The following is a 26706-nucleotide window of genomic DNA, read 5'->3' on the forward strand; positions in this document are numbered from 1 at the left end:
CATGGCCAGGACGTTTGAGCAAGGCGCGGGTCCCCTGGCGCGTCTGCGCGCGAGTTTCGGGTTGCTTGGCGCGCCGCTGCTGGGCATGAAGCTGTACCACTGGCTATGGCTCCTGCTGGCAATCACCGGCACCCTCGCCGTCGCCGCGCCACGGGCGCTCTCCCAGCCGGTGATCTACGTCGCCCAGGCCGAGACGCGCTTTGACCTGCAGCGCTATGGCCCGATCTACGAGCCGGTGGCCCCGGGAGTCACGGGGTTGGACATCGCCATCAACGACGCCACCGAGTCCATGCGCCAGGACCGGCTGGCGCGGGCCGATGTGCGCTTCGGGCGCCCGGACTTCCGCGTTATCTTCACGCCGCGCGAACCAGGCGTGGTGGAGGTGCGTGGCCTCGGCCCCACTGCTGCCGAGGCCCAGGACCTGGCCAATGCCGGGGCCGAGGCCCTGGCGCGGCATGTGCGCGCTGCCGGCGGGCGCGAGATCCTGCGCAACATGCTCGGCTGGGAACTCTGGCTGGCCCTGGAACCCGAAGGCCGCCCCGCGCCCGCGCCCTTCGATGCGCTCCTGCGTGACATCCTGCGCCTGAACGCCTTCCCCATGTCGCGCGACCTGGAACCGGTATCTACCCCGCGGCTGATCGCCGACTTGCCCCGCGAAGAACTCAGCGACCTGGCCCGCGCCCTGGAGGCGCGCTACGACCTGTGGCGCTTCGCCATCAATACGCGCAATGCCACCCTCGACGCCCTGTGCGGCACGAGCGGGGCGAGTGGCACCGCGGCGCGCGAGCAGGCCCTCGACATCTGCGCCCAGGCCGATGCCAGGGCGCGTGTCGAACTGATTGAGCGGAACCGCGAAATCGCCCGTCTGCGGGCTATTCAGGCCGCCCTGGATTACGTCCTTGTCACCTACGGGGCGCGCTTCGACCCCGACCAGCCTTCGGCGGCCCACCGCGTCGCTGCGACCCTGCCTGCGGCGCCCGAACCACGTTACGTGCCCCACCTCCTGGCCCTGGCGGCCCTCTTTGGCCTGGCCATCGGCGTGGCCGGCGTGGCGATGGACCGTAGCGCCGGCATCGCTGCCCGCGTCAGCGAGATCCTGGGCTACCGTGAACTGATCCGCAACCTCGTCCTGCGCGACCTGCGCGCGCGCTACAAGGGCAGCGCCCTCGGCTATCTCTGGACGCAACTGGCGCCGCTGGGAATGATGCTGGTGTATGTGCTGGTCTTCAGCCTGCTGCTGCCGGGCAGCATCGCCATGTTTCCGATCTTCCTCATCGTTGCTCTGCTGCCGTGGAACTTCACCGCCGAGGCGGTGACGGCCGGCGCCCGCAGCGTGATTGATAACGCCGCCCTGATCAAGAAGGTCTACTTTCCCCGCGAGGTGCTGCCTCTGACGGCGGTCTTTTCGAGCATGGTCAACTATCTGCTCTCCCTGCCGATGATGCTGCTGCTGATGATCGTGGTGCAACTCCTGACCATCGGCCGGCTCAACTTCGCCTGGACCTTCGCCTACCTGCCGGTGCTGCTCATCATCCAGGTGATCATGCTCTCCGGCATGGCCCTCTTCCTGGGCGCCGTGGCGGTCTTCTTTCGCGACGTGGTGCATCTGGTGGGCATTCTGGTAAGCATCTGGTTCTTTCTGACGCCCGTGATCTACCCGCTGGGCGTCTTCGGCGACGGCCTGGCCGCTCGCCTGGTGCGCTGGCTGAACCCCATGGCTTCGCTGATCGAGTTCTACCGCGAAATCCTCTACGGCAACCCGGTTCCCACAGGCCAGATCCCCACGCCGGGCCTGCCGGCCCTCGATAGCGTACTGCGCGTGAGCATCACCGCGGGCCTGTTCCTGGTGATCGGCATGTGGGTCTTCCAGCGCGCTGCGCGCAACTTCGGAGAGGCGCTGTGAGTCCGGTGATCGAGTTCGAGCAGGTGAGCAAGTACTTCGTTCGCCACCGGATTGAGCGCCGGACGGTGCAGGAGTGGGCCATCGGGCTGTTTCAGCGGCGCCCGCCGGGCGCCGATGCCTTCTGGGCGTTGCGCGATGTCAGCTTCTGTGTCGAGCAGGGGCAGAGTTTCGGCCTGATAGGTCACAACGGCGCCGGCAAGAGCACGGCCCTGAAGCTGATCATGCGCATTCTCGAGCCGAACAGCGGCGCAGTGCGCACGCGGGGTCGCATTGCCGCGCTGCTCGAACTGGGGAGCGGCTTCCACCCGGAGTTGACCGGCCTGGAAAACGTGTTCCTCTACGGTTCGCTGATGGGCCTGAGCCGGCGCGAGATGGAACGCCGGCTGCCAGAGATTGTCGCGTTTGCCGACATCGGCGATTTTCTCGAGACTCCGATCAAGCACTACTCGTCGGGGATGTACACGCGCCTGGCCTTCTCCGTAGCCACCGCGGTTGACCCCGATGTGCTGATCACCGATGAGGTGCTGGCAGTGGGCGATGAGGCCTTTCAGCGCAAGTGCCTGGAGCGCATCTATAACTTCCGTCGCGCAGGCAAAACGATCATTTTCGTCTCGCACGCCCTGGAAGTGGTGCGCTCGCTGTGCGATGTGGCCCTCTGGCTCGATCACGGCGAGGCTCGCGCCTGTGGCCCCGCCGGGAAGGTGATCGACGCCTATCTGGCCGACGTGAACCGCAAGGAGCAGGAAAGTCTTGCAGCGGAGCATCCCGACCTGCGCGCGCCTGCAACGGAGGAGGAGGTCTTCCGGCGCGGCAGCCGCGAGGTGGAGATTGTCCGCGTCCAGCTCCTCGATGCTGCGGGGGAAGAGCGCAGCGTTTTTCACACGGGCGATTCCATGACTATACGGATGTATTATCAGGCCCATGAACGGATCAACGAACCGGTGTTCGGCGTGGGCATCTTTCACGAAAATGGCACCTGGCTCAGCGGACCCAACACTGGCTTCGACGAGGTGCCAATCCCTGCCATCGAAGGGTGCGGGCAGATTGACTACCATCTGCCATCATTGCCACTGAACACGGGGCGCTTTCAGATCAGCGTCGCCGTGGTTGACCGGACCCAGACGCACGTCTACGACTTTCACGATCGCCTCTATCCGTTCGTTGTGCATGGTTCGGGCCGCGATCGCTATGGGATGGTCGCCATTCCGGGGGAATGGCGTGTGCATTAAACGATCGGCAGCCGGACGATGTAGCGCAACCCTCCGGGTTGAGCCCACGGAAAGCCTATGGAAACCGGGTGCCCCTTCACCGGATTTTGAGCGAGCTTCAACCAGGGGAAAAGGCCAGAAGTGAACCTTCTTGACTACGGGCGCCTGTTTGACGCGCATTACTTCGCCACCGGCCTGGGCGCGCCTTACCGGCGCGACGAGCACTGGATGAGCTTCTTTGCCGGCATCGCCGAGCGCATCGTCGCCGAGATCGGCCCGGCCTCGGCCCTCGATGCCGGGTGTGCGATGGGGTTGCTCGTCGAGCAGTTGCGCCTCCGCGGGGTGGCGGCTGAAGGGGTGGACATCTCCGCCTATGCCATTGCCAATGCTCCTGAGGCGGTGCGCGAGCATGTGCGCGTCGCGTCGGTGGTTGAGCCATTTGGTCGGAGCTACGACCTGATCATCTGCATCGAGGTGCTGGAGCATCTGCCCCGCGCCGAGGCCGAGCGGGCCGTGGTCAATCTGTGCCGCCATAGCGACGACGTGCTGTTCTCCTCCTCGCCGCTCGACTACAAGGAGGCCACCCACTTCAACGTCAATCCGCCCGAGTACTGGGCCGATCTGTTCGCCCGCCAGGGCTTTTTCCGCGACCTTGACTTCGATGCCGCCTTCATTACGCCCTGGGCGGCGCGCTTTCGCCGCCGCGCCGACCCGTCCCACCGGATTATCCGCGACTACGAGCGCCATCTGTGGGAACTGCGCCGCGAGAATGCCGACCTGCGCCGGTTGGCCCTCGAACAGCGCGAACAGCTTGCCGTGGCGCATGAGCGGGCCACCGAGGCGACCCGGCAGCTCCAGCGGTTCGAGCAGTCTACCGGCGACCTGGCGGCCTACGCCGCGCGTCTGGAAGCTGAACTGGCCCGCAAGAACGCCCACATTGCCCATCTGGAGCGCCTGATTGAGAGGATCGAAAACGGACGGGTCCTCCGCCTGCTGCGGGCGCTGACCGGGGCGCGTGGCGGACGCCGGCAGGGATAGCGAGGGAGCAAAGGCTCGATGCGTCTGTTGCTTGTCAGTCACGATGTCGTCGGCGCGCGCATGGCCGGTCCGGGCATCCGCTACTGGGAACTGGCCCGCGCTCTGGCTGCCCACCACGAGGTGCGCCTGATCGCGCCGCAGCCGGTTGACCTGCAGCATCCGGGAGTCGCCACCGGCGCCTATCGCTGGGGCGAGGCGGCTTCACTGGCCGCCCATACCGCTCAGGCCGAGGCGGTGCTGGCTAACGGCTACGTGCTGGAGGCTCACCCCGAGCTGGCTGATGTTTCCGCCCGGCTGATCCTCGACCTTTACGATCCCACGCTGCTGGAGAACCTGGAACTGCTGCGCGACCGGCCCGAGAGCGAACGGCTGGCGCGACACCAGCGCGATGTGGCTCTGTTGCAGCGTCAACTGGCCGCTGGCGACCTGCTGCTCTGCGCCACCGAGCGCCAGCGCGATCTGTACCTCGGCGCGCTGATGGCTGCCGGGCGCATCACGCCGGCCCTGACCGACCGCGATCCTCTCGCGCGGACCGTGATTGACGTCTTGCCCTTCGGCCTGCCCGCCGAGCCACCTGCGCGCGGCGGGGAGGCGCTGCGCGGCGTAGTCGCCGGCATCGGGCCTGATGACCCGCTTATCCTCTGGAGCGGCGGCCTGTGGGACTGGATGGACCCCCTGACCTTGCTGCGGGCGATGCCCGCCGTGGTGGAGCGGCACCCCCGGGCCCGGCTGGTCTTCCTGGCCGGACGGCATCCCGGCGTCACGGACCATCCGCGGGCGGGGGCGCAGGCGCGGGCCCTCGCCGCTGAACTGGGACTGCTTGACCGTCACGTGTTCTTCTATGAGGAATGGGTCCCCTACTTCCGGCGGGCCGACTTTCTCTTCGAGGCCACGGTGGTGGCATCACTGCACCGCCAGCACCTCGAGACCGCGTATGCCGCGCTGCGTTCGCGCTTCCTCGATTGTCTCTGGGTGGGTGTGCCGGTGGTGTGGAGCGACGGAGATGCTGCCGCCGCCCTGGTGCGCGAACATGACTGCGGCCTGGTCGTTCCTCCTGAGGACCCGACTGCCGTGGCCGCGGCGCTGGAAACGTTGTTGTCCGACGACGCTTTGCGGACTGGCAAGGCCATGCATGCTCGCGCGCTCGCTCCGCGTTTCGCCTGGCCGGAGCTGATCCGTCCGCTGTTGGAGTGGCTTGCGGCGCCGCCCCCGCGCGCTGCAACGAGGACGCCCCCACTCGCGACTGCGCCGCCCGAAGCGGCCCCGCCGCCCACCGATGTCACCCTGGTCGAGCGCGGCAACCTGATCCTGGCAACCCGTAACGCCGCGCTCCAGGCCCTCGATGCCACCTGGCGCCTCGATGGGCTGAGCGACTCGCTCGCCGGGCGCTTCGCCGCCCTGCGCCGCCGGTTGCTGGATCAGGTGGTCTGGCCCATGCTCTACCCGCTGCTCGCCCGCCAGCAGGAACAGAACGCCGCTGTAATCCGCGCGCTGTACGCCAGCGCCGAACACGGCGACTATCTGGCCCAGAGCATCGCCCAGCTCAAAGGTCAGTTGGATCTCACCGCCCGGCGCCTGGATCACCTCGATCTTCTCGATCTCCGTATCGATCATCTACGAGAAGGGTTGTCCGAATTGAGCGAGCACGTGCGCGAAGTTGTGACGAAACTGAGCGAACAGACGGTTCGTGAGCGCCACTTGCTGAGCCAGCAGGTGCGCGATTTTGCTGAGCAACTGGCGGGCCTGGAAGAGTCCGAGATGCAGTTGCGGGCCCTGCTCCGCGGCGATACGCCTCCCGCTCCCAGAGACGAGGAAGCCCGGCGATAGGATTTTGGATTTTAGATTGGTAGAGCGTACTGATGAGACCTGGGGATGATGCGCGTGGACGGTGGACAACGGGAACTGGTATGAGCAGCGCGGTGCTGGTGCTAACCTGGAACGGCGGCGAGGCGGCAATGCGCTGCCTGGAGGCCGTGGCTGCCCTCGACCCGCCGCCGGCGCGCGTGCTAGTGGTTGACAACGCCTCGTCCGACGGCACCGCCGCGCGGGTGGCGGCGCGCTTTCCCGCCTTCGATCTGATCCGCAACCCGCGCAACCTGGGCTTCGCCGCGGGCATGAATGTCGGGATCAAGGCGCTGTTGAGCCTTGATCGGCCTCCTGAGAGCATCGCGCTCCTGAATCAGGATACGCTGGTTGATCCCGGCTGGCTGGGGGCCATCACCGCGCCGCTGGCCGAAGACGCGCGCGTCGCCGCGGTGGGCTGCAAGATCCGCTATGCCGACGGGAGCATCCAGCACGCGGGGGTGCGGCTCGACTGGCCGCGGGCGGTTGTACACCACATCGGCTGGCGCGAGGCCGACACTGGCCAGTACGATGCTCCCTGCGACGCGGAGTACCTCACTGCCGCGGCCATTGCCCTGCGCGCTGCCGCCCTCGCTGCGGTCGGGCTGTTCGACGAGGGCTTCTGGCCGGCCTATTTCGAGGATGTTGACCTCTGCTGGCGCCTGCGTCGGGCGGGCTACCTGCTTCGCTACGAACCGCGCGCGACGCTGGTGCACGCCGAGTCGCTCTCGCTGCGCGACCCGCTGACCCGTAGCGCCTACTACAATCGCGGGCGGCTGCGCTTCGTGTTGAAAAGTTATGCCCTGGACGATCTGGAAGGGCCGTTCGTCGCCGCCGAGCGCGCCTTCCTGGCCGAGCACGGCCACAACCCTGAGGGCCGCGCTTTGCGCTACGCCTACAACGAGGGTCTCGCCGCACTGCCCGACATCGTTGCCGCGCGCCGCGCGCTGGAGCCGGATCTGCCTCCCGAGGCCGCCGAGCGCCTGCGCGACATGCTGCTTTCCCTGCGCCGCGAACTGGCCGGCGTGCTCTACCGGCGCGCTGCCGCCTGCGCCGCCGAACTCTACAGTTTATGACCGCTCTGGTTGATCCTCCGTTGCTTGACGCTGCGTATCATCTGGACGCGCCGCTGCCCGCCGGGCTGTACGCTGGCGAGGCGCTGATCGTCGAAGTGACCCTGCGAAACACCGGGCGCGCCCCCTGGCTGACCGGCGGGGCGCATCCTGTGCGCCTGGGCTACCGCTGGCTGAACGAGCTTGGCGCGCCGGTGGTGGCCGACGGGGGCCGCGCCCTGCTCCCGGCCCCCGTGCCGCCGGGCATGGTCGCGCGCGCCGAGATCCGCGTCGAGTCGCCACCCGCAGCAGGCCGCTACGTGCTGGAGGTTGAACTGGTCGAAGAAGGCGTCGCCTGGTTCAGCCAGCGCGGCGTGGCGCCGTTGCGTCTGGAGGTGGCGTTCGCTCCTCCCGCTGCGCCCCGCGTGGCCATTATCAACGGCAACGTCGTCGCCCGCGACGCGGTCGGCGGCCACATCATCGCCCAGCTCCAGACCCTGCGCGCCGCCGGGTACCACACGCTGGTGCTGACCGGCTTCGTTGATAGTCGTCTGCCCGCCGATTTGCGCCGCAGCATGGCCATGGTCAGCCTCGAACACCTGCGCGATCCGGCGAGCGCCTCGCCAGCCGCCGCTCACTTTCGCCAGGCTGACCTGGTGATAGTGAACTATTCCAACTACTACGACCTGGTCGAACTCATCCGCGAGGTGCGCCGCGGCATAGTTATCTTCGATTATCACGGCGTCACCCCGCCCGAACTGTGGGGGCCGGAGTGGCCTGGCTACCAGGATGTGGTGCGCGGGCGCGACAATCTGAACCTGGTGCGCTATGCCGATTACGCCATCGGCCATAGTCGCTTCACCTGCGATGAGCTGATCGCCACCGGATGCATCGCCGCCAGCCGCGTGCGCCTGATGCCCTACGCCGTGGTCGAGAACAGTGGCTATGCCGGGGCGCCCGACCCGGTGGTGGTTGAGCGTTTCGGCCTGGCCGGACGGCACGTGCTGCTCTACGTGGGCCGCATCGCGCGGAACAAGCGCGTGAGCGACCTGGTCGAGGCGCTGCCGGCGATTCTCGAGCGCCACCCTGCGACTGTCCTGCTGATCGTCGGCGACGACCGGGCGCCCGCCTACCGCGCCTACGCCGACGAGGTGCACGCCCGCGCCGCCGCCCTGGGCGTCGCCGAGCACGTGCGCTTCACCGGCCAGGTTGACGACGCGACGCTGGAAGAGTTGTACCGCGCCTGCGCGATCTTCGTCAGCGCCAGCATCCACGAGGGCTTCGGCATGCCCCTGGTCGAGGCCATGGCCCGCGGTCGTCCGGTAGTGGCCGCCGACAGCACCGCCGTGCCGCACACCCTTGATGGCGCCGGATTGCTCTTCCCGCCCGGCGATTGCAAAGCGCTGGCCGCCCAGGTCTGCCGCCTGCTCGATGATCTGCCGCCACCTGACGAGCACCGCGATCCCCTGGCACTGCACCGCCTGGCCCCCGCTGGCGCGACCGAGCTGGCGGCGCTGCGCCGGGGCAAGATTGCCGTCGTGACGCCGCGCTATGGCCCTCAGGTGCTGGGAGGGGCTGAAACAGGCCTGCGAAGCTGGGCCGAGCAACTGGCCGCCCGCGGCTATCAGGTCGAAGCCCTGACCACCTGCACTGTGGATATGGCCGACTGGAGCAATCACCTCGCCCCAGGCGTCGAACAACTCAATGGCGTTACGGTGCGGCGCTTCGCCACGATGCCGGTCGAGGCGTCTGTCTTCCATCGCCTGTTGCAGAAGGCAAACCGTGGCGAACGCCTGCGTTACGCCGAGGAGCAGCGTTTCATCGTCAATAGCCTGCGCAGCGCCGACCTCGAACGCTACATCGCCGAGCATGCCGAGGAGTATGTCTGTTTTATCGCCGCGCCGTACCTCTTCGGCACTTCGTACTGGCCGGCGCTCAACGGCGCCGCGCCGTGGCTGCTGGTTCCCTGCCTGCACGACGAGCCGGTGGCCCACCTGACGATCTTCCGCGAGTTGCTGGAGCGCAGCGCCGCGTTGCTCTTCAATACGCCCGCCGAGAGCGACCTGGCCTCGCGCGGGCTGGGGGTCGCCAATCCCTATCGGGACTGCCTGGGCTTCGGGTTCGCCGACGACCCGCCCGTGGGCGATGCGGCGGGCTTTCGCGCCCGCACAGGCCTTTCCGGGCCGTTCATTCTCTACAGCGGGCGGCTGGAGCCGGCGAAAAACGTGCCCCTGCTGCTGGAGTGGTTTGCGGCCTACAAGACTGAACGCCCCGGTCCCCTCACTCTGGTGCTTACCGGCACGGGCAGCGTGACGCTGCCGGAACGTCCTGATGTGCTGAGCGTCGGCCATCTCGACGACGGCGACCTCCACGCCGCCTACGCCGCAGCTACGGCCCTCTGCCAGCTTTCGTTGAATGAAAGCTTCTCAATCGTTCTGATGGAAGCCTGGCTTCAGGGCTGTCCGGCGATTGTCCACGCCGGCTGCCCGGTCACTCGCGAGCACGTCGAGCGTAGCGGCGGCGGCTATGCCGTGGACGCCTACCCTGCCTTTCGCGCCGCCCTGGACGCGCTGCTCTCCGACCTCGAGCGGCGCGCCGCGCTGGGCGCCCGTGGACGGGCCTACGTGCGCGCCGAGTATAGCTGGAGCGTGCTCCTGCCGCGCATCGAAGAGGCCCTGGCGCGCTTTAGCCGTCCCCGTGGGCTGTACGCGCGCCTGGCCCAGCGCGGCGTGGCTCGCGCGCTCGCCTTTACCCGGCGGCGCTTCGCCGACGAATTGCTGACCCTCGTGGAACAGGCGCTGGCGGAATGGCCCGCCTCGTTCATCGCCGTGCGCCAGGAGACCCTGCGCCACGTGGCCCGCGTCGCGCGCCCGGATTACCAGGTGCGCTCGCGTGTGCCCGTCGTCGGCCCGCTCATTGTCTGGGCGCGTCGCCAGCTTACCGCGCATCTCAAGGAGCCGTACCTCGACCCGGTGATCGCCAGCCAGGAACGGTTTAATCGCGACCTGCTGGAGACCTTGCTGCCCCTGCTGGACGCCAGCCTGCGTGAACAGCGCCTCCTGCGCGCTGAGGTCGAGCGATTACGTGAACGGTTGAATGACCATCAGCGAGAAGAGATGTGACACATCCGCGCCCTTACAAAGGTGTCCAGGAGGGGGCGGCCCTTCCAGGAAAACGTTGCTATGACCACCCGCTCTGCAACACGCCAGGCCATCTTCTGGCAGGACATCGTCTCCTGGCGGCGTCGGCTGGCCGCGCCTCTGGCGGTGCTGCTGGTAGTCGCGACGTGCTGCGGCTGGTACCTGAGCACGTCGCCACTGGCCAGCCGCGAAATCCTGCGACTGGGGGGCATATCATCACTGCGTCTGAGCGGCTTCTTTTCGGCAGAGACCAGCGCCGAGGGCCGCGGCTTTCGCTGGACCGACGGGCAGGGGACGATCACCCTCGATGCGCGGGGATCGGGGCCGCATCTGCTGGCGGTGACCCTGAGCGCACCGCGGCCCGAGGGGCCGCAAACGGTGCCGGTTACCATCGCGATGAATGGGACGGCCCTGGTGCAGGTAACCCAGGACGGCGCTCCGCGCCGCCATCATCTGCTGGTCGCCGCCGATCAGGTGCGCTGGCGCGACAACCGTCTGACCCTCGCCAGTCCCACCTTTGTCCCCGCGTCCGTCGCCGGACCAGCGGATCGCCGTAGCCGGCTGGGCCTGGCGGTCTTCGAGGTGCGCTGGGAAAGCATTGCGACGCCGCGCTGGCTGGCGCCCCTGCAGGCGCTGGCGATCGGTCTCGCGGCGATGCTGCTGACGCTGCTGCTCCGGCGGGCCGGAATACCGCTTCTGGCCGGCCTGATCGCCGTCTTCCTGTTCGTAGCGATCCAGGTGGCGATGCGCCACAGTGATCCACGCTTCAGTTACCGTATCACTGCGTTGCTCCTCACGGGCGGCCTGGCGGCGCTGGCGGCCCTCGCGGCGGCGCTGGCGCGCCCGCAGCCCGCCGATGGGCCGCTTCCTTGGCGTGAGTGGTGGCGGGCGCACCGGGCGGCCCTTGCCAGCTTTGTGGCCCTGACCGCGCTGATGCACCTGCCGCTGCTGCTGCGGTTCTCGACCCATATTCCCGGCCATCCCGGCGACGCATTTGAGTATCTTTGGAAGTTAGAGATCTTCAGCGACTACCTGGTTGATCGACGCCAATCACCAACGTTCCTTCCTGAATTGATGCACCCTGAGGGATTCGAACTGGCCCTGAGCGAAATCACCCCGGCCAATACGCTGCTGGGCCTGCCGATCACGCGCGTGTTCGGGCCGATTGTGAGCTTCAACAGCCTGAACTTACTCTCCTACGTCCTGTCAGGCTTCTTTACGTACCTGCTGGCCCGGCGCCTGGGCGCGCGGCCCCTGGCCGCCTGGGTGGCCGGCATCATCTTTGCCTTTGCCCTGCGCCGCTTCTTTCAGATGAGCGCGGGCCATCTGCCGCTCATGCCCACCCAGTACCTGCCCCTCGCGCTCTACGGCCTGCACGGGCTACTGACCCGCCAGCGCAACTGGGACGCCTTCGTGGCCGCCGCCGGTCTGGCTCTGGCGACGTGGGCCTCGCTCTACTACGGCACAACCTTCGCCCTGTTCATGGCCGGGTATGCCCTGCTCCTCATCGGCCCGCGCAGATTGCTCGGTTTCATACGAGCGACGTGGCGCCCGCTCACCACCGGCGCAGTGGTCCTGCTCGCCCTGGTTGTTCCCTTTGCTCAGCCATATCTGGAGGTGCGCGCCCAGGGAATGGAGATGACCCACAGTATCGTTCACCTGTACGTGCACGCGGCGCGCCCGGGCGATTTTCTGCTTCCCAATCCCTACCATCCTCTCTGGGGCGCCTGGGCGGGACCGTTCCAACGCCGCGATGGGGGAGAGCATATAGTTTTCCTCGGCTACACGGTCATCCTGCTGATGCTGATGAGCATCTGGGCGTTGCGTCGCCAGCGCCTGACACATACCCTGGTCGTGCTCAGCGCGATTGCCTTCGTGCTTGCCCTTGGTCCTGAGTTACGGCTGCCTGGAGGGGCCGCGCTGCCGCTGCCGACGCTGTTCATCTACGAGCACGTGCCGGTTCTGAACGGGATCAGGATCTGGAACCGCGTCATGCTCTACATCGTGCTCGCTGCAGCCCTGCTGACCGGCCTGGGACTGAGCACCCTGGCCCCCCGCCGCCGGTTCTACCGCGCGGCGACCCTCGGCGCCGCGTTACTGCTGATCGGCGAACTGGCCGCAGTGTCGCGCTTTACCACGGCTGAACCGCGAGCGGTCGATCTGTGGTTGGCCGCGCAGCCCGGACAGGGCGCGGTGATCGAACTGCCCATCGGCACGCCCGATTACCCGCTGCCAGGCGGCAGCAGCCTCTACTACTCGCTCTTTTATCGCAAGCCAAGCAACATGTGGTACGGCACTTTCAACCCGCCCCTGTACGCCGAACACGTCCACGCCCTGCGCGAGTTTCCCGCGCCCGATGCCGTGCGGGCGCTGCAGCGCCTCGAAACCGAATACCTGATCGTCCATGCGCCCGCCCTGACGGCGATCTGGTCCGATTGGAAGCAAGCAGTTGCTGCCACGCCCGAACTGGAGCAGGTGTATGACGATGGATATTACACGGTTTTCCACTTGCGTCAGCGATTTCGTCCATGGTAATTCGCCCATGGTAAGATGTCAAAGCTTCTGATGCCATCCATTAAGGTGTTTCGTCACAGTCTCGAAGGTCCTACATCTGAGCAACCATGCACCAGTACACCAACAGGGCAGCTTTATGCGAACAATCAGCCTCCTGTTCCTTCTGCTCATCTGCTGCGTGCTGATCGCCCCACCTGTGAGCGCCACCATCCGCGACCCCTTCCCGGCTCTCCCGGGCTGGACGCGCGCGACCCCTTACCAGGACGACTCGCCGGATCGCAATGGCATCTTGCTGTCGGGCCGGCCGATTGGTCGTGGCTCGCCGGTAATCGCCGATCTTGACGGCAACCCGGCCAATGGCAACGAAGTGGTCGTCGGCGGCGAGGATGGTCGGGTCTACGCCTACCGGGCCAATGGAACGCTGCTCTGGGAACGGGATGTGCCGGCCGCCGGCTGCCATCCCTCGGCCCTGATCAACGGCAGGGCGTCCGTGGGCGATCTCTTCGGCAACGGCGTGCCCCATGTCGTGATCGGTTACGGCTCGATAGAGAATGTCGGGCGGGCCTGCGACGGCGGGGTCATCGTGTATCGCGGCCCCGACGGCCAGCCGGTCTGGAACTTTAGCCAGCGCGACTTCGATGCCAGGACCGTGGAAGGCCCCGAGAACATCTACGGCGTGATCACTGTTCCGGCCCTGGCCGACGCCGATGGCGACGGGCGCCTGGAGATCGCCTTCGGCGGTCTGGATCGCAATGTCTACCTGCTGAATGCCGACGGGTCGTTGCGCTGGTACTACCACGCCGCTGACACAGTCTGGTCCACCCCGTTATTTCTAAACATTGACGCCGATCCGGCGCTCGAACTGATCGTTCCCACGGATGTCACCGCCAACCGTAACCTCGTGCCACCGACGCAGGATGGAGGATTCCTTCACGCCTTTAAGACAGCGCCGGTCCCCGGCGGGCGTATTCCGTTCCAGACCGGCTTCATCTGGCGCGTTTTCTTTGATCAGGTGCTGCACTCTTCGCCGCTGGCCGCCGATCTGCTGCCCGACAACCCCGGCCCGGAGATCGCTATTGGCTCGGGCTGCTTCTTCCCCGTCGGCAGCGCCGACAAGCGCGGGCGCTGGATCAAAATCGTCCGCCCCAGCGATGGCGCGGTTCTCCAGACCCTCAACGCGCCGGCCTGCGTCCAGTCATCGCCCGCGGTTGGCGATATAGACAACGACGGGCAACTCGAGATCGTCGCGACAGTGAACGGCGCGAGCGCGATCGGCGGTGACGGACAAAGCCGCATCGTCGCCTGGGATCCCGCCAACCCGCAGCCAAAGTGGTCCACGGTCCCCCGTGACCCGAACTCCGGCTCGAACGACCCCTACGGCGGCGATGTGCAATCTGCGGTGATCGCCGACCTCGACGGCAACGGCTCGCTGGAGGTCATCGCGGCGAACTTCTGGTCGGTCCACGTGCTGGATGGTGCAACCGGCGCGCCGTTGACCTGCCAGAACCCGCAGTGCGGCCCGCTGCCGACTATGTTCGCCTGGTTTACCTTGAAATCAACCCCCGCCATTGGTGATATCAACGGCGACGGCCAGCTCGACCTGGTGATCGGCGGGAGCCATGTGTATAATCCCTCCCGCGGCCATCTCTACGCCTGGACGGGCTTTGCCGGGAGGTTGAACAGCCCCGCGGGCCCGCAGCCTCCCTTCAGGGCCCCCTGGCCGCAGTTCCGCCGTGATGCTCGCGGCAGCGGCGTTATCGTAGCGCCCGGCATCCTGACCTCCACGCGCGACCTTACGGCTATGATCAGTTGTCATCAGTCGCGCAGCGTCATGATCGGAATAAGATCTCAAGACGGCCAGCCGCTCGATTGGCGCGTGGCGTCAATAACCGGTGCGGCAAGCCAGCTCCTCTCGGTTCGAACCGAACGTGACACCCTGCTGGTCAGCTTCAACGGCTGCGGCGCTAATCCGGGAAGCTACACCGGCAGCCTCGAACTTCAGGCCCAGGGCGTGCCCCCGGTCACCATCCAGGTGACAGCCATTGTTGTGGACAGAGTGTTTGAGGTCGCGGCGCCGTTGATCAGGCGCTGAGGCCGGGTTCGGACCTGGATGTCCCGCCCTGGCTATTCCCCCACGGGGTCTCACGTCACCAGTATGTGGAGGTGTAGAGGTGTGGAGGTGTGGAGATGTGGAAAAACACCTCCACACCTCCACGCGAGCCGGTCACCTATCGAGAAACTCCCGTAGCAGGCGATGGTACTCCTCGGGCTTCTCAACCATGGGCAGGTGACCGCACTGTTCGATCCACACCAGCCGGCTGTTGGGCGCCAGACGGGCCACCTCCGGAGTGCCGGGAGGGGGCATTATTTTATCCTGGCGCGCGCCGATCACCAGCGTGGGGCAGCGCACGGCCTGGAGGGCCTGATTGATGTGCGGATCGCCCGCATTGGCCGCGGTCTCCAGGGCCGTGCGGCGATCCATCTTCAGAAAATCCTCGAAACTCTCGCGCAGGATGGCGTCGTCGGCAGGGAGGCGATGAAAGAAACGCGAGGCAATCGCCCGATAGATGAAGCGCCGCCGGGCCATCCAGGGGCGCCGCAGGGCCATCCACAGGGCCAGCACGTTGTGGATCTGTTCGACCACCCGCCGCTCGAACTCGCTGCGAAAGGTGCTCATGCAGGTCAGCACCAGCCGGCGCACCCGCTGCGGGTAGCGTTCGGTGACATAGACGGCCACGCTGGCGCAGAATGAATGGCCGTTGAGGTCGAACTGCTCCAGGCCCATGGCATCGGCAAAGGCGATGACCAGTTCGGCCAGGCGGTCGGCGCTGGCAGGGCCGCGCAGCGGCGGTGACGCGCCGAAACCGGGCAGATCAGGGGCCAGCACGCGGCGATCAGATCCCAGGGCCGCCAGGGTGGCCCGCCAGTAGCGTGATGAACCGCCCCAGCCGTGGAGCAGCAACAGGGGCGGGCGCGGCCCCGAATTCGCTTCCCGGTAGAAGACCGGCCCATCCCAGATGGTCACCGGCCCTTGCAGCGCGAAGTTCTCGAATGTGGTGGCTGTATTCATTGCCTTGCACTCCGTATACGGTACCCGGGCGGAACGGCCTCGCTGCGTTGACTGATTGTAGCACACGCGGGCAGAGCTCTTGACTATGCCTGCCCCGTAGCTACAATTGTGGGAGTTTCGGAGGGGGCGGCTCTCCCGACATATTTGAAGGTTGTCGCATGGATTACGACTTCGACACCATCATCCCCCGCCGGGGCGCCGGCAGCGCCAAGTGGGAGCGTTACCCCGCCGATGTGTTGCCCATGTGGGTTGCCGATATGGACTTTCGTTCGCCCGAACCGGTCATCCGCGCCCTGCGCGAGCGCGCCGAACAGGGCACGTTCGGCTACACGCTGCCCCCGCCGCGCCTGGCGGAGGTGATCTGCGAGCGCCTGGAGCGCCTGTATGGCTGGAAGGTGACGCCCGAACAGATCGTATATGTGCCGAGCCTGGTAGTAGCGATCAATCTCCTCTGCCGCGCTTTTGGTGAACCGGGCGACCATGTGCTGACGCTTACCCCCGCCTACCCGCCTTTTCTCAGCGCCCCTGGCTTCCACGACCGCGTCTGCGACACCCTCGAACTGACCTGCGAGGTGCAGGAAGATGGGACGCTCAGGTATCGTCTTGACCTCGAGGCTTTCGCTGGCGCGCTCCATGCCCGCACCCGCATGTTCCTCCTCTCAAACCCCCACAACCCCGTCGGTCTGATGTACGACGCGGCGACCCTGCGGGGCATGGCCGAGGCCTGTCTGCGGAACGGCACGCTGATCTGCTCCGATGAGATCCACTGCGATCTGCTGCTGGGGACGAAGCGCCACATCCCGATGGCCACCCTCGGCCCCGACATTGCCGCGCAGACGATCACCTTGCTATCGCCGAGTAAGAGCTTCAACCTCCCCGGTCTTGGCTGCGGGTTCATGGTAGTGCCCGGCGCGGAGTGGCGCGCGCGCCTGGCCCGGGCAGGCGCGGGGATCGTGCCCTTCGTCAATGCCATGGGCTATGCTGCCGCCCTGGCCGCCTACGAAGAAGGCGATTCCTGGCTGGAGGCCCTGCGCGCCTATCTCGGCGCCAATCGCGATTATTACCTGCGTTACCTGCGCCAGCACCTGCCCCGGCTGCGCACCACCGTTCCCGAAGCCACCTACCTGGCCTGGATTGATTGCCGCGAAGCCGGCATCGAGGGTAATCCCTACCACTTCTTCCTTGAACGCGCCAGAGTGGCACTCTCGGATGGAACGGCCTTCGGACCAGGCGGCGAGGGCTTTGTGCGGCTTAACTTCGGCTGCCCGCGGGCGCTGCTGGTCGAGGGCCTGGAACGCATGCGCAACGCTCTGGAGGGCCAGGACGCGCTATCTTAGGCGTTGTTTCTGAAAGATTGATGCAACGGCGCAAAGGCGCAACGTGGTTGCGGTAGACGTCATTCTTGACACAATCATTTTTTCGCTGGTGTTGATGCTGTAGACGCCAAAACCAGCGAAAAACGCGGGGTTTGGGCCAGGTCCCGGAGCCCTGGCAGCAGCCATGTCGCGTCGCGCGCGGCGGTTGCAAAGCGCCGTCGGGTGTGGTATTATCGAAAGGTGTGAAGGCGGGTAGCTCAACTGGCAGAGCAGCGGCCTCCAAATCCGCAGGTTGCAGGTTCGATTCCTGTCCCGCCTGCCAATTTTTATGCTCGCCGGCACACCAAGGGGGCGTGGCCGAGCGGTTGATGGCAGATGTCTTGAAAACATCCAGGCGATGAGCCTCGTGGGTTCGAATCCCACCGCCCCCTCCAGTACAGGTGTTCCACCGCACGGGGAGGTCGCATAGTGGCCTAGTGCGGCGGTTTGCTAAACCGCTACAGGGGTGACCCTGTCGAGGGTTCGAATCCCTCCCTCCCCGCCACAATCAGGCCTTCGCATGCGACCGGCGCCCTCCATTCGCGGCGCCGGTCGTGGTTTCAAGGGCTCAACGCGCCTGTAATACCGGCTATGCTCTCATTCCTGCTTATCGGCGCACTTGCCCTCGTTGTTGTCAGCCTCGCCCTGGCGCCGTTCGAGTCCCTCGGCTGGTGGGCCGGCTGGTTTGGCGATGAACACGCGCTCGAGCCCGCGGCCCGCGCCCTGCGGCAATCCCAGGAACGCGGGAAGTCCGCCGCGCAGCACTATGTCGTCTTCCTCTCCGGCGTGGGCAGCCCGCGCAGCGGCGAGGCGCCCCTGGAAGAGCGCCCCTTCATCGCCTACTTGCGCGCGCACCTGCCCGACAGTATCGTTATTGATGGCGTGCTGCCCTACACGGTGCTGGGCCTGAGCCTCGATGACCCGGAACGGCCGCTCGGGCGGTTCTGGCGCCAGGCTGTCGAGCGCGGCGGGCTCTGGCAGCAGTTCATTAACGCCCGCAACCTCTTCCAGGTGCTCGTCTCGTCTGACCGGCGCTACGGCCCGATCATCGGTCTGGGGCTGGCGCAGCAGATCCTGGTTGAACTCACCCGCCATGGCTATGTCGCCGGCAGCGGGGCGCCGATCACCATCGTCGGCTCGAGCGGCGGCGGGCAGATGGGCCTGGGGGCGGGGCCGTTCCTCGCCAATGCCCTGGGGGCTCCCGTGCGCATGGTCTCCCTGGGCGGGGTGATGAGCGGCGATCCCGCCATCCTCCACTTCACCCATGTTGACCACCTCTATGGAACGAAGGACCCGGTTGCAACCATCCTGCCGCAGATCGTCTTCCCTGGCCGCTGGCCGCTCAACCGCTGCTCGCCCTGGTGGCGGGCCCGCGAGCGTGGCATCTACCGCGAGCGCGCCATTGGTCCGCTCACGCATATGGGGAAGGGCGGCTACTACGATAGCGGCGCCAGGTTGCCCGATGGAACAATCCACTGTATCCACTCCGCCCGCGAGGTGATCGCGAGCATCCAGGAGTGGGACCGTATGCCGATGCGGTGAAAGATTGTGCCTGTCGTCCTTGCGAACACGCTCTCTGGCAGTGGCGAACGCGCGCCCCCGGAGGCCCGGAACCGCGTTATAGTCTTCGAGAAAGGCATCCGCTCTGGCCCGCGCCAGCAGGCTGCGGATCCGCCAGTCCGCAGTTTTAACCGCCGGGCGTGGAGCGGAGAGCGGATTATTCATTCGAAGGCCGTCACCTCGTGCGCTTATGCCGGCATTCGCAAACGCTACGGAAAGGAGCAGTTCATGGAGATCGCCATTCGGACGGGGAATGTGCTGGGCGAGCCGGCGGAACTAGCCGTCCTGATGAGCCTGGAGGACGCCACTCTCCCCGAGCCAATCGCCGCGCTGGTCACACCGTCCGATTTTCGTGGCCGGGCAAAGCAGATCCGGCTGCTGTTCGTGCCGGGCGCCGGGCCAAAACGGCTGCTCTTGATCGGCCTCGGCAAGGCTGAGAAGTTCACCGCCGATCACCTCCGCCAGGCGGCAGCCACCGCCGTGCGCCAGGCTCAGGAGTTGCAGATCGCGGCCTTCACCCTCGGCATCAACGGCGATCTGCCGCTTGGCGCGGAAGTCGCCGGGCAGACAATCGCTGAGGGCCTTGAACTCGGCGCCTATCGTTACCATCGCTTCCGCACCAACCTTACCGAAGAACAGACCTTCACTGTTGAGCGGGCCACCCTGTATGGGGCCGATGCCGCTGCGCTCCAGGCGGGCGCGGCTGCCGGCCAGACAATCGCCCGCGGCGTCATTTTCGCGCGCGACCTGGTGAACACGCCGCCGAACGTGCTCACCCCGGCGGCTCTTGCTGACGAGGCTGTCGCCCTGGGCAAGCGGCTGGGTCTGAATGTCACGGTGCTGGACAAGGCGCAACTGATCGAGGGCGGCTTCGGCGGGATCATCGCCGTGGGCCAGGCCTCGGCCAACGAGCCGCGCTTCATCGTGATGGAGTACGGTCAGGCATCCACGGCAACGCCGACGATCTGCCTCGTCGGGAAAGGGCTGACGTTCGACTCAGGCGGGCTCTCGATCAAGCCGGCAGACGCTATGACCACCATGAAGGCGGATATGGCCGGCGCAGCGGCGGTCTTCGGCGCGATGCAGGTGGTGGCCGAGCTCAAATTGCCGCTCCACGTTGTCGGGCTGGCGCCAGCAGTCGAGAACGCGATCAGTGGCAGTGCCTATCGCCCCGACGATGTGATCACCACCCTCAGCGGCAAGACCGTCGAGGTGCTCAATACCGATGCCGAAGGGCGGATCGTTCTCTCCGACGCGCTGCACTACGCCCAGCGCTACAATCCGGCCGCCATCGTCGAGCTTTCGACCCTGACCGGGGCCATCGTTATCGCGCTGGGGCCGCATGCGATCGGCATGATGGCCACTGACCAGGCCCTGGCCGAACGGATCAGCCGCGCGGGCGAGGCGAGCGGTGAGCGCGTCTGGCAACTGCCGCTGTGGGACGAATACCGCGAGATGATCAAGAGCGAGATCGCCGACATCAAGAATATCGGCGGCCGCCCGGCCGGCTCGATCACCGCCGGCGCTTTCCTCGCCACCTTCACCGGCGATGTCCCGTTCGTGCACCTCGACATCGCCGGCACGGCCTTCGCCGAGAAGCCGTCAAAGTCCTACGACGCCCCCGGCGCCACCGGCGTCGGCGTGCGCCTCCTGAGCGCGTTCCTGCGCGCGTATGGGGGGTGAGCGACAATGCTGACGCGGAGACAAGGTTTGATCCGCGTTCCTGCGCGCGTATGGGGGGTGAAGCGAGCCGGTGAGCAGCGCGACGTGGTAGAGGCGCGTTCCTGCGCGCGTATGGGGGTGAGGTTAATAAACGTCCGGGGTTCGCACTTCCGCGGGACGCAGAGGATCTGGAAGGGCCTCAACCCTCCCAGACCCTCGCGTGTCGAGCCTATGTTCACCTCAGCGAGGCCAGCGCGTCAATCCGTACTGCACCAGGCACAGAGCGGCGCCCGCGAGCGCAAGCGCCGCCACTCGCAACCCCCAGCCGGCCCCGCCTACCCACCGTTCGAGGAGCACGGCCGCGATGCCGATCAACAAGCCCATCACCACAGCGAAGGTGTAGCTTGCTTTCATGGCAACGTTGCACTCGTTCGTGTTCCCGGAATCCACCATACGATCCCTCCGTAACGTTGTTGCTCCCTGGGCGCCAGCATCCCGTCGTCGGTCGGCGCGAACACCTCGGCGATCGCCGCGCGGATGCGCGCGTCGCGCTCGGGATCGGGCGTCAGGCGCAGCCGATCGCGCAGATCCACCAGGGCCTCCTCGGCATCGGCGTAGCGCATCATCGTGGCAGTGGGAACCAGCTCGAGCCGCGCCGGTAGTCCGAGTTGATGGCAGGCGCACAGCGTCTCCAGCGCCGCCGGGAGCGACAGGCGCGGCTGCCCGTGCACGCGTTCCCACACCGGCTTCAGCGCCGAAGTCGGATGACGCAACCCCAGGAAGAGCACGCACAGCCGGCGCGCGGCCCGGTCCATCCCTTCAAGAAACGGCCCGATCTCGCGCACACCATAGACCACGTGGGCCGAGAGGGCCACGTCAACCGCCGGCGGGTCCTCCATGGGCCAGTTGCTGGGGATGATCGTAACATTACTCAGACCTGCTTCGCTCACCGTGGCTTCCAGTTGGGCGCGCATCGCGGGCGACGGCTCCACGGCGATGACGTGAGCCACGCAACGGGCCAGATGCGGCACATAGCGCCCGGTTCCCGCGCCAATGTCGAGCACCGTGTCATCCGGACGAAGCTGCGGCAAAAGCCATTCCATCGAAGAGTCAGGCTGCGGTTGGCGCCGCACCGCCGCCGCGAAGCGCCCGGCGCGATGGGCCCAGTAATCCGCGCTGCGTGCAAAAGCCGGATCCATCGCGGCCTCGCCCTGGGCGCGCTCCTGGTCATACATCCGCCGCCACGTCTCCAACCAGTCGTAGCCGCCAGCCAGGATTGGTTCGCGTGTCACCATTGTTCGTGCTTCTCCATCGAACTTTCTGCTTTTGGTATAATAGGTCGGGCGGTGGTGAGCCGCAACAACCGCGATTTAACTTCTTGCCCCCGCTGTGTGATGGTCCCGCAGCGGTGTGGCGGCCCTGATGCAGAGCATCTGACCGGCGCAGTAGAAAAGGTGCGCGTATATGAGCGAGCTAGGGGAACGGCTTCGGCAGGCGCGGGAGCGACAGGGGCTCTCGCTGGCTCAGGCCTCAGTAGATACCCGTATCCTTCAGGCGTCGCTCGCGGCCCTGGAAGAGGGCGCCTATCAGCGCCTCCCCGGCGATGTCGTGGTACGTGGCTTCATCCGCAATTATGCGCAGTATCTCGGACTGTCGCCTGACGAGATGATAGAACTCTATCGCCGGGAACGGGGAGGCACCGATCCCATTCGCATCGTTCCCGCCACCAATCCTCCCCGGACCCGCACCTATGTCCTGCCGAGCTTCCTCGGCGTCTTTTTTGTGACCATGGCCCTGGTCGGCCTGGCCTATGTTACCCTGAACGCTATCGGGCGCATTGGCGATCGCTCCGGGGGTGTCGTAGCCGAGGCCACAGCGGTGGCGCCCCCGCCCTCGCCTCTGCCAACGATGACCCTCGAGGCGGCCCCAACGGCGGCGCCCACGGTGCAACCTGCGCCGCCGCTCCCGCCAACGGCTGACGCCCCTGCTGCGGGGGGTGGCATCGAGCCGGTGGAACCGGTGGCGCCAGAGCTGACGGCTACGCCATCGGCTCCTATCGTGCTGGAGATTGTGATTCCCAACAGCCGCGGCACCGAGAACTCGTGGGTGCGCGTGCAGACGGATGGCAGCACTGCCTTCGAGGGGATCATGCGCTCGGGCGAAAAACTGGTGTTCGAGGCGCAGCGCCGCGTGTTCATCCGCGCCGGTAATCCGCCCGATGTGCAGGTGATCGTCAATGGACTGCAGCAGGGTCCCCTCGGTCAGGCTGCCGGGCAACCCGTTAACTGGTACTGGCCCCCGAATTGAGACCATTTTCGTCCTCGGCAGAGGCGGGGAATCCCGGGTTTCTTTGCTTTATGCTACACCGTCTGGAGACGTGCGGGGAGGCTGTGTCTCCCCGCACACTTCCGTTCCGTACCGCCCCCCCAGACGCGATCGCGTGGTAGTGTTCATCAGGAACGCCTATGGCTACTGAGCACAGCTTTGATATTGTTTCCGATTTCGAGTATCAAGAACTGGTCAACGCGGTTGATCAGGCCCGGCGTGAGATCCAGACCCGCTACGATCTGAAGGACACGCAGACCACCCTTGAACTCGCAAAGAGCGAACTGGTGATAACCACCGATAGCGAATTGTCGCTGCGCAGCGTGCGCGATCTGCTCGAGACGCGCGCTCTGCGTCGCCAGTTGTCACTCAAGATCTTCGACTATGGAAAGGTCGAACCGACCAGCGGTGGACGAGTGCGGCAGGTGGTTGCTCTTCGCAAAGGCATCAACGCCGACCTGGCGAAAAATCTCGCCAGGCTAATCCGAGACGAGTTTCCTAAAGTGCAGCCCCGTATCCAGGGAGACAGCCTGCGTGTCGTCTCGAAGAGCCGTGACGAGTTGCAAAATGTGATTCGCTTTCTCAAAAGCAAAGAGCAGCAGATTGAGGTTCCCTTGCAGTTTACGAATTACCGGTGATGCATAGAGGCAGGCGGGTCTCCCCCTTACCGACCCGCGGGGCGCTAAATACTCCGACACCGGGTGGAAACCTGGTTGCTCCGCTCGCCTGCTTGCCATTCTGTAACGCAATGCGGCGGATTATATGCCTCCGCAGCGCAGGTCGCCGAATTCTATGAAGTACCATATTCTCACCCTGGGTTGCCCCAAGAACGCTGTGGACAGCGAGGGCATGGATAGCCTTCTCGCCGCCGCCGGGCATGCGCCCGTCGCTGCGCCCGAAGACGCCGATGTGATCATCGTCAATACCTGTAGCTTCATCGCCGCCGCGCGCGAGGAAAGCCTCGGCGTCCTCCATGATCTAAGCGCTCGCAAGCGCGAGGGCCAGCGCCTGATTGCCGCCGGGTGCATGGCCCAGTCCCACGGCGACCTCCTGGCGGCCATCGAGGGCGTTGACGAGGTGCTCTCCACCCGGCGCTGGATGCAGATCGGCGACCTGGTCGCTCTCGACCCGCAACCCCTTGCTTCCCGGCGCCCCGTAATCCCCTTGCAGGCAAACAGCACCGCCGGCGCCGCGGAGCAATATTCATCCCCTGCGCCGCCGCAGCCGGCCAGCTACGCCGACTGGCGCACTATGCCCATCCGCCGTAATCGCGCCACCCCCTCGGCTTATCTCAAGATCTCCGATGGTTGCAACCTCCGCTGCGCCTTCTGCACCATTCCCAGCTTCAAGGGCGACATGGCCTCCAAGCCCATCAGCGCCGTCCTCGGCGAGGCCCGTGAACTGGTTGCCAACGGCGTGCGCGAGATTGTGCTCGTGGCCCAGCACCTCACCGACTACGGGCGCGATCTTGGGCTGAAAGACGGCCTGGCCACGCTGCTCGACGAGTTGTGCCAGGCGCTCCCCGAGCAGGTGTGGGTGCGCCTGATGTACGCCTATCCCCACGGCGTCTCTGAGCGTCTGATCGAGGTCATGGCGACCCGCCCGCAGATCGTGAAGTACCTGGATATGCCGCTCCAGCACGCTCATCCAGCCGCCCTGCGCCGCATGCGTCGCCCGCCCGACACCGAACGCACCCTGGCCTTGATTGACGCCCTGCGCTCCGCGATGCCCGACATCGCGCTGCGCTCGACCTTCATCGTCGGCTTTCCTGGCGAAACGGTGGAGGAGTTTCGCGCGCTGCTCGCCTTCCTCGAGCAGGCTCAACTTGACCGCGTTGGCGCGTTTCGGTACTCGCGCGAACCCGGCACCCCCGCCGCCGACCTGCCCGACCAGGTGCGTCCCCAGGTGATCGAAAAGCGCTGGCACACCCTGATGCAACTCCAGCAGGGCATCTCACGCGCCCGTACCGCCCGCTGGCTCGGGCGCACCCTCCAGGTGCTCATCGAGGGCCAGGGCGCTGCTGATGACGGCCGTCCCCTGGCGATCGGGCGCTCGTTCCGCGACGCGCCGGAGATTGACGGGCAGGTGTTTGTCTGGGGTGAGGTCCCGGTGGGATCGTTCCTAAGCGTTCGTGTGACGCAGACCACCGATTATGACCTGTGGGCCGTGCCCGAAGGCGGAGAAGAAGTGTGAGGGAAGAAGATGACCGCGCGAACGGAAGCGCGCCCTCGCGCACGGTGTATGAAAGGGGGAAAGGAGTCGGCTTCGGGGCGAGCCGACTGGTGCACCCCGGCCCGGCTATCCCTCGCCGGTGCGGGCTCGGATGGCCTGCTGCAGGCGTTGCAGCTCCGCCGGATTGTTCTTCGCCAGGTATTCAACGATGTAGTCAATCGCCGTGTCGCGGTAATCGTCCAGCAGCCCGTCCAGGACCTGGCGCACCACCAGTTGCACGAACTCGGTCTCCGAAATTGCTGGCGTGTAGACATAAGCAAGCCCCTCGCGCTGCCGGTTGAGTACGCCCTTCTCTGCCAGGCGACTCATCGTGGTCATGACCGTAGTGTAGGCGATCTCGCGCTGCTGCGAGAGACGACGGTGGACCTGCTTGACTGTGCTGCGTTCGCTCTGCCAGAGAATCTGCATAATCTCCGTTTCCAACGGGCCAAGCACCTTGACCAGGCCATCCTTGGCAGGGCTAAACCGAAAACGCAGGTTGAGCGGCATCATGAGCACTCCTTCGTTACGTTGTGGGCTGCGGCTGAAGGCTGGCGCTGCCGGGGCAACGGCGTCGTCGGGTTGGACGTTGGCCCTGCTCCTACTGCCTTACATATGCAGGAGTGTACTAGTTACACCCGGCGTGCGGCAATGTCTTCAGATTACACTGCGGTGACAGTTGCAGCGAGAGTCAGGCGTTCTTTCTGGCTCTAAGGAGCGAAGAAACTATGGAACGTCGTACTATGTATAACGGTATTTGTAAGCGCTTTTAGGTGATACGCCGATGACACTCTCTGATAGCGCGCGACTGATCCGGCAGGCGATGGGCGAAGCGTTTCCAGCAGTAGAAGCGCGCGTGGCGCGCTTCTACCACATGCAGGAGTACCACCTGGGCTGGCGCGATGAACGTCTGCAACCTGCGACCGCCGATCCTGGCAAACTCATCCGTCCCCGGTTGGTGTTGCTGGCCTGCCAGGCAGCCGGCGGCGACCCGCAGCAGGCCTTGCCCCTGGCCGCAGGGGTGCAGTTGCTCCACGACTTTACTCTGATCCACGATGACATCGAAGATAACAGCGCGACCCGGCGCGGACGGCCCACCGTCTGGTCGCTCTGGGGTGTGGCCCAGGGGATTAACGTGGGCGATGGCATGTTCGTGATCGCTCATCTGGCCATCCATCGCCTGGCCGATGCGGGTGTGCCCGCCGAGCGCGCGCTGCGTGTGCTGCGCCGCTTCGACGAGATCATTCTGCAGGTCTGCGAGGGTCAGTACCTCGATCTGAGCTATGAGGGCGATCTGACGATCACGCCGGAGGATTACCTGGCGATGATCGGTCGCAAGACCGCGGCGCTGATCGCCGGGGCCTGCGAACTGGGGGCCCTGGTTGCCGGCGCTGCGCCTGACACGGCGGCGACTCTGGCCGATTTTGGCCGCAGCATGGGCCTGGCCTTCCAGATCGAGGATGATCTCCTCGGCATCTGGGGCCTGCCCGAAGTGACCGGCAAACCGGCTGCCGCCGATCTCTACCGGCGCAAGGTCAGCCTCCCGGTGGTGCACGCCCTGGCCACCAGCGCCGATCGGGACACTCTGGCGTCCCTCTACGCCCGGCCGGAGCTGGATGAGCAGGCTGTGAATGCCGCTCTGGCGATTCTCGACGCCGCCGGTTCACGCGCCTACTGCGCCACGGTGGCCGCCCAGCACCATGCCGCCGCCGTTGCCGCGCTCGACCGCCTCGGCCCCGGCGAGGCGCCCGAAGCGGCTGCAGCCCGCGCTCGCCTGCGCGCCCTGGCTGAAAGCCTGATTGGAAGACAAAGTTGAAATAATCCGG

The 26706-nt window shown here is 66.0% G+C and carries 19 protein-coding genes and 3 tRNA genes; 18 read left to right on the forward strand and 4 right to left on the reverse strand.

The genetic code is table 11. The features are described from left to right. The first annotated feature begins 1 nt into the window (after window position 1). From NZU74_02275 to NZU74_02310, 8 genes are all read left to right on the forward strand, one after another. Complete coding sequence (locus tag NZU74_02275; GenBank protein MCS6880134.1) at window positions 2-1903, forward strand: ABC transporter permease; 1902 nt, start codon at window positions 2-4, stop codon at window positions 1901-1903. Then, a complete protein-coding gene (locus NZU74_02280; protein ID MCS6880135.1) occupies window positions 1900-3132 on the forward strand; it encodes an ABC transporter ATP-binding protein in 1233 nt (410 codons plus the stop codon). The genes NZU74_02275 and NZU74_02280 overlap by 4 nt, the downstream gene beginning before the upstream one ends. A gap of 120 nt (window positions 3133-3252) precedes the next feature. Continuing rightward, complete coding sequence (locus NZU74_02285; GenBank protein MCS6880136.1) at window positions 3253-4149, forward strand: class I SAM-dependent methyltransferase; 897 nt, start codon at window positions 3253-3255, stop codon at window positions 4147-4149. Window positions 4150-4167: 18 nt separating this feature from the next. Next, window positions 4168-5976, forward strand: a complete 1809-nt coding sequence (locus NZU74_02290) for a glycosyltransferase family 4 protein (GenBank protein MCS6880137.1) — start codon at window positions 4168-4170, stop codon at window positions 5974-5976. Window positions 5977-6056: 80 nt separating this feature from the next. Continuing rightward, entirely contained in the window at window positions 6057-7067 is a 1011-nt protein-coding gene (locus NZU74_02295; GenBank protein ID MCS6880138.1) for a glycosyltransferase family 2 protein, read from the forward strand. Beyond that, entirely contained in the window at window positions 7064-10165 is a 3102-nt protein-coding gene (locus NZU74_02300; GenBank protein MCS6880139.1) for a glycosyltransferase family 4 protein, read from the forward strand. The genes NZU74_02295 and NZU74_02300 overlap by 4 nt, the downstream gene beginning before the upstream one ends. Window positions 10166-10225: 60 nt before the next feature. Continuing rightward, on the forward strand, window positions 10226-12718 hold the full coding sequence (locus NZU74_02305; protein ID MCS6880140.1) for a YfhO family protein: 2493 nt from the start codon (window positions 10226-10228) through the stop codon (window positions 12716-12718). Between the two features lie 115 nt (window positions 12719-12833). After that, the gene (locus NZU74_02310; GenBank protein MCS6880141.1) at window positions 12834-14789 is read left to right on the forward strand and encodes a PQQ-binding-like beta-propeller repeat protein; all 1956 of its coding nucleotides are present in this window, start codon (window positions 12834-12836) and stop codon (window positions 14787-14789) included. Window positions 14790-14921: 132 nt separating this feature from the next. Here the strand turns inward: NZU74_02310 and NZU74_02315 are convergent, their stop codons facing one another. After that, a complete protein-coding gene (locus tag NZU74_02315; GenBank protein ID MCS6880142.1) occupies window positions 14922-15767 on the reverse strand; it encodes an alpha/beta fold hydrolase in 846 nt (281 codons plus the stop codon). Window positions 15768-15925: 158 nt separating this feature from the next. Here NZU74_02315 and NZU74_02320 point away from each other — a divergent pair, with 158 nt between their 5' ends. The 6 genes from NZU74_02320 (at window position 15926) to NZU74_02345 (ending at window position 20365) form a co-directional block, all read left to right on the forward strand. Next, window positions 15926-17104: a PatB family C-S lyase gene (locus NZU74_02320; protein MCS6880143.1), complete on the forward strand. Its 1179-nt coding sequence runs from the start codon at window positions 15926-15928 to the stop codon at window positions 17102-17104. Window positions 17105-17329: 225 nt separating this feature from the next. After that, window positions 17330-17405, forward strand: a tRNA-Trp gene (locus tag NZU74_02325). Between the two features lie 25 nt (window positions 17406-17430). Further along, a tRNA-Ser gene (locus NZU74_02330) sits at window positions 17431-17517 on the forward strand. Between the two features lie 20 nt (window positions 17518-17537). Continuing rightward, window positions 17538-17627, forward strand: a tRNA-Ser gene (locus tag NZU74_02335). Window positions 17628-17713: 86 nt separating this feature from the next. Continuing rightward, on the forward strand, window positions 17714-18664 hold the full coding sequence (locus tag NZU74_02340) for a hypothetical protein (protein MCS6880144.1): 951 nt from the start codon (window positions 17714-17716) through the stop codon (window positions 18662-18664). Window positions 18665-18910: 246 nt separating this feature from the next. Beyond that, window positions 18911-20365 (forward strand): leucyl aminopeptidase, encoded by a 1455-nt coding sequence (locus NZU74_02345; protein MCS6880145.1) that lies wholly within the window; start codon window positions 18911-18913, stop codon window positions 20363-20365. Between the two features lie 219 nt (window positions 20366-20584). Here NZU74_02345 and NZU74_02350 read toward each other — a convergent pair whose 3' ends face one another. Both NZU74_02350 and NZU74_02355 read right to left on the reverse strand, forming a co-directional pair. Further along, window positions 20585-20758: a hypothetical protein gene (locus tag NZU74_02350; protein ID MCS6880146.1), complete on the reverse strand. Its 174-nt coding sequence runs from the start codon at window positions 20756-20758 to the stop codon at window positions 20585-20587. After that, window positions 20755-21639 (reverse strand): methyltransferase domain-containing protein, encoded by an 885-nt coding sequence (locus NZU74_02355; GenBank protein ID MCS6880147.1) that lies wholly within the window; start codon window positions 21637-21639, stop codon window positions 20755-20757. The genes NZU74_02350 and NZU74_02355 overlap by 4 nt, the downstream gene beginning before the upstream one ends. Window positions 21640-21808: 169 nt before the next feature. Between NZU74_02355 and NZU74_02360 the strand changes: the two genes are divergently transcribed. The 3 genes from NZU74_02360 to rimO all read left to right on the forward strand — a co-directional run bounded on the left by NZU74_02360 (window position 21809) and on the right by rimO (window position 24862). Then, window positions 21809-22651 (forward strand): DUF4115 domain-containing protein, encoded by an 843-nt coding sequence (locus NZU74_02360; protein MCS6880148.1) that lies wholly within the window; start codon window positions 21809-21811, stop codon window positions 22649-22651. A 158-nt stretch (window positions 22652-22809) separates the two neighbouring features. Further along, window positions 22810-23307, forward strand: coding sequence for a YajQ family cyclic di-GMP-binding protein (locus NZU74_02365; GenBank protein ID MCS6880149.1), 498 nt, complete (start codon window positions 22810-22812; stop codon window positions 23305-23307). Between the two features lie 154 nt (window positions 23308-23461). Continuing rightward, entirely contained in the window at window positions 23462-24862 is a 1401-nt protein-coding gene (gene rimO / locus NZU74_02370) for a 30S ribosomal protein S12 methylthiotransferase RimO (GenBank protein MCS6880150.1), read from the forward strand. A 105-nt stretch (window positions 24863-24967) separates the two neighbouring features. Here rimO and NZU74_02375 read toward each other — a convergent pair whose 3' ends face one another. Continuing rightward, on the reverse strand, window positions 24968-25393 hold the full coding sequence (locus NZU74_02375) for a BlaI/MecI/CopY family transcriptional regulator (protein ID MCS6880151.1): 426 nt from the start codon (window positions 25391-25393) through the stop codon (window positions 24968-24970). A gap of 271 nt (window positions 25394-25664) precedes the next feature. Between NZU74_02375 and NZU74_02380 the strand changes: the two genes are divergently transcribed. Then, window positions 25665-26696: a polyprenyl synthetase family protein gene (locus NZU74_02380; GenBank protein ID MCS6880152.1), complete on the forward strand. Its 1032-nt coding sequence runs from the start codon at window positions 25665-25667 to the stop codon at window positions 26694-26696. The last annotated feature ends 10 nt before the right edge of the window (window positions 26697-26706 follow it).

This window comes from Chloroflexaceae bacterium, assembly GCA_025057155.1.
Lineage (GTDB): Bacteria > Chloroflexota > Chloroflexia > Chloroflexales > Chloroflexaceae > JACAEO01.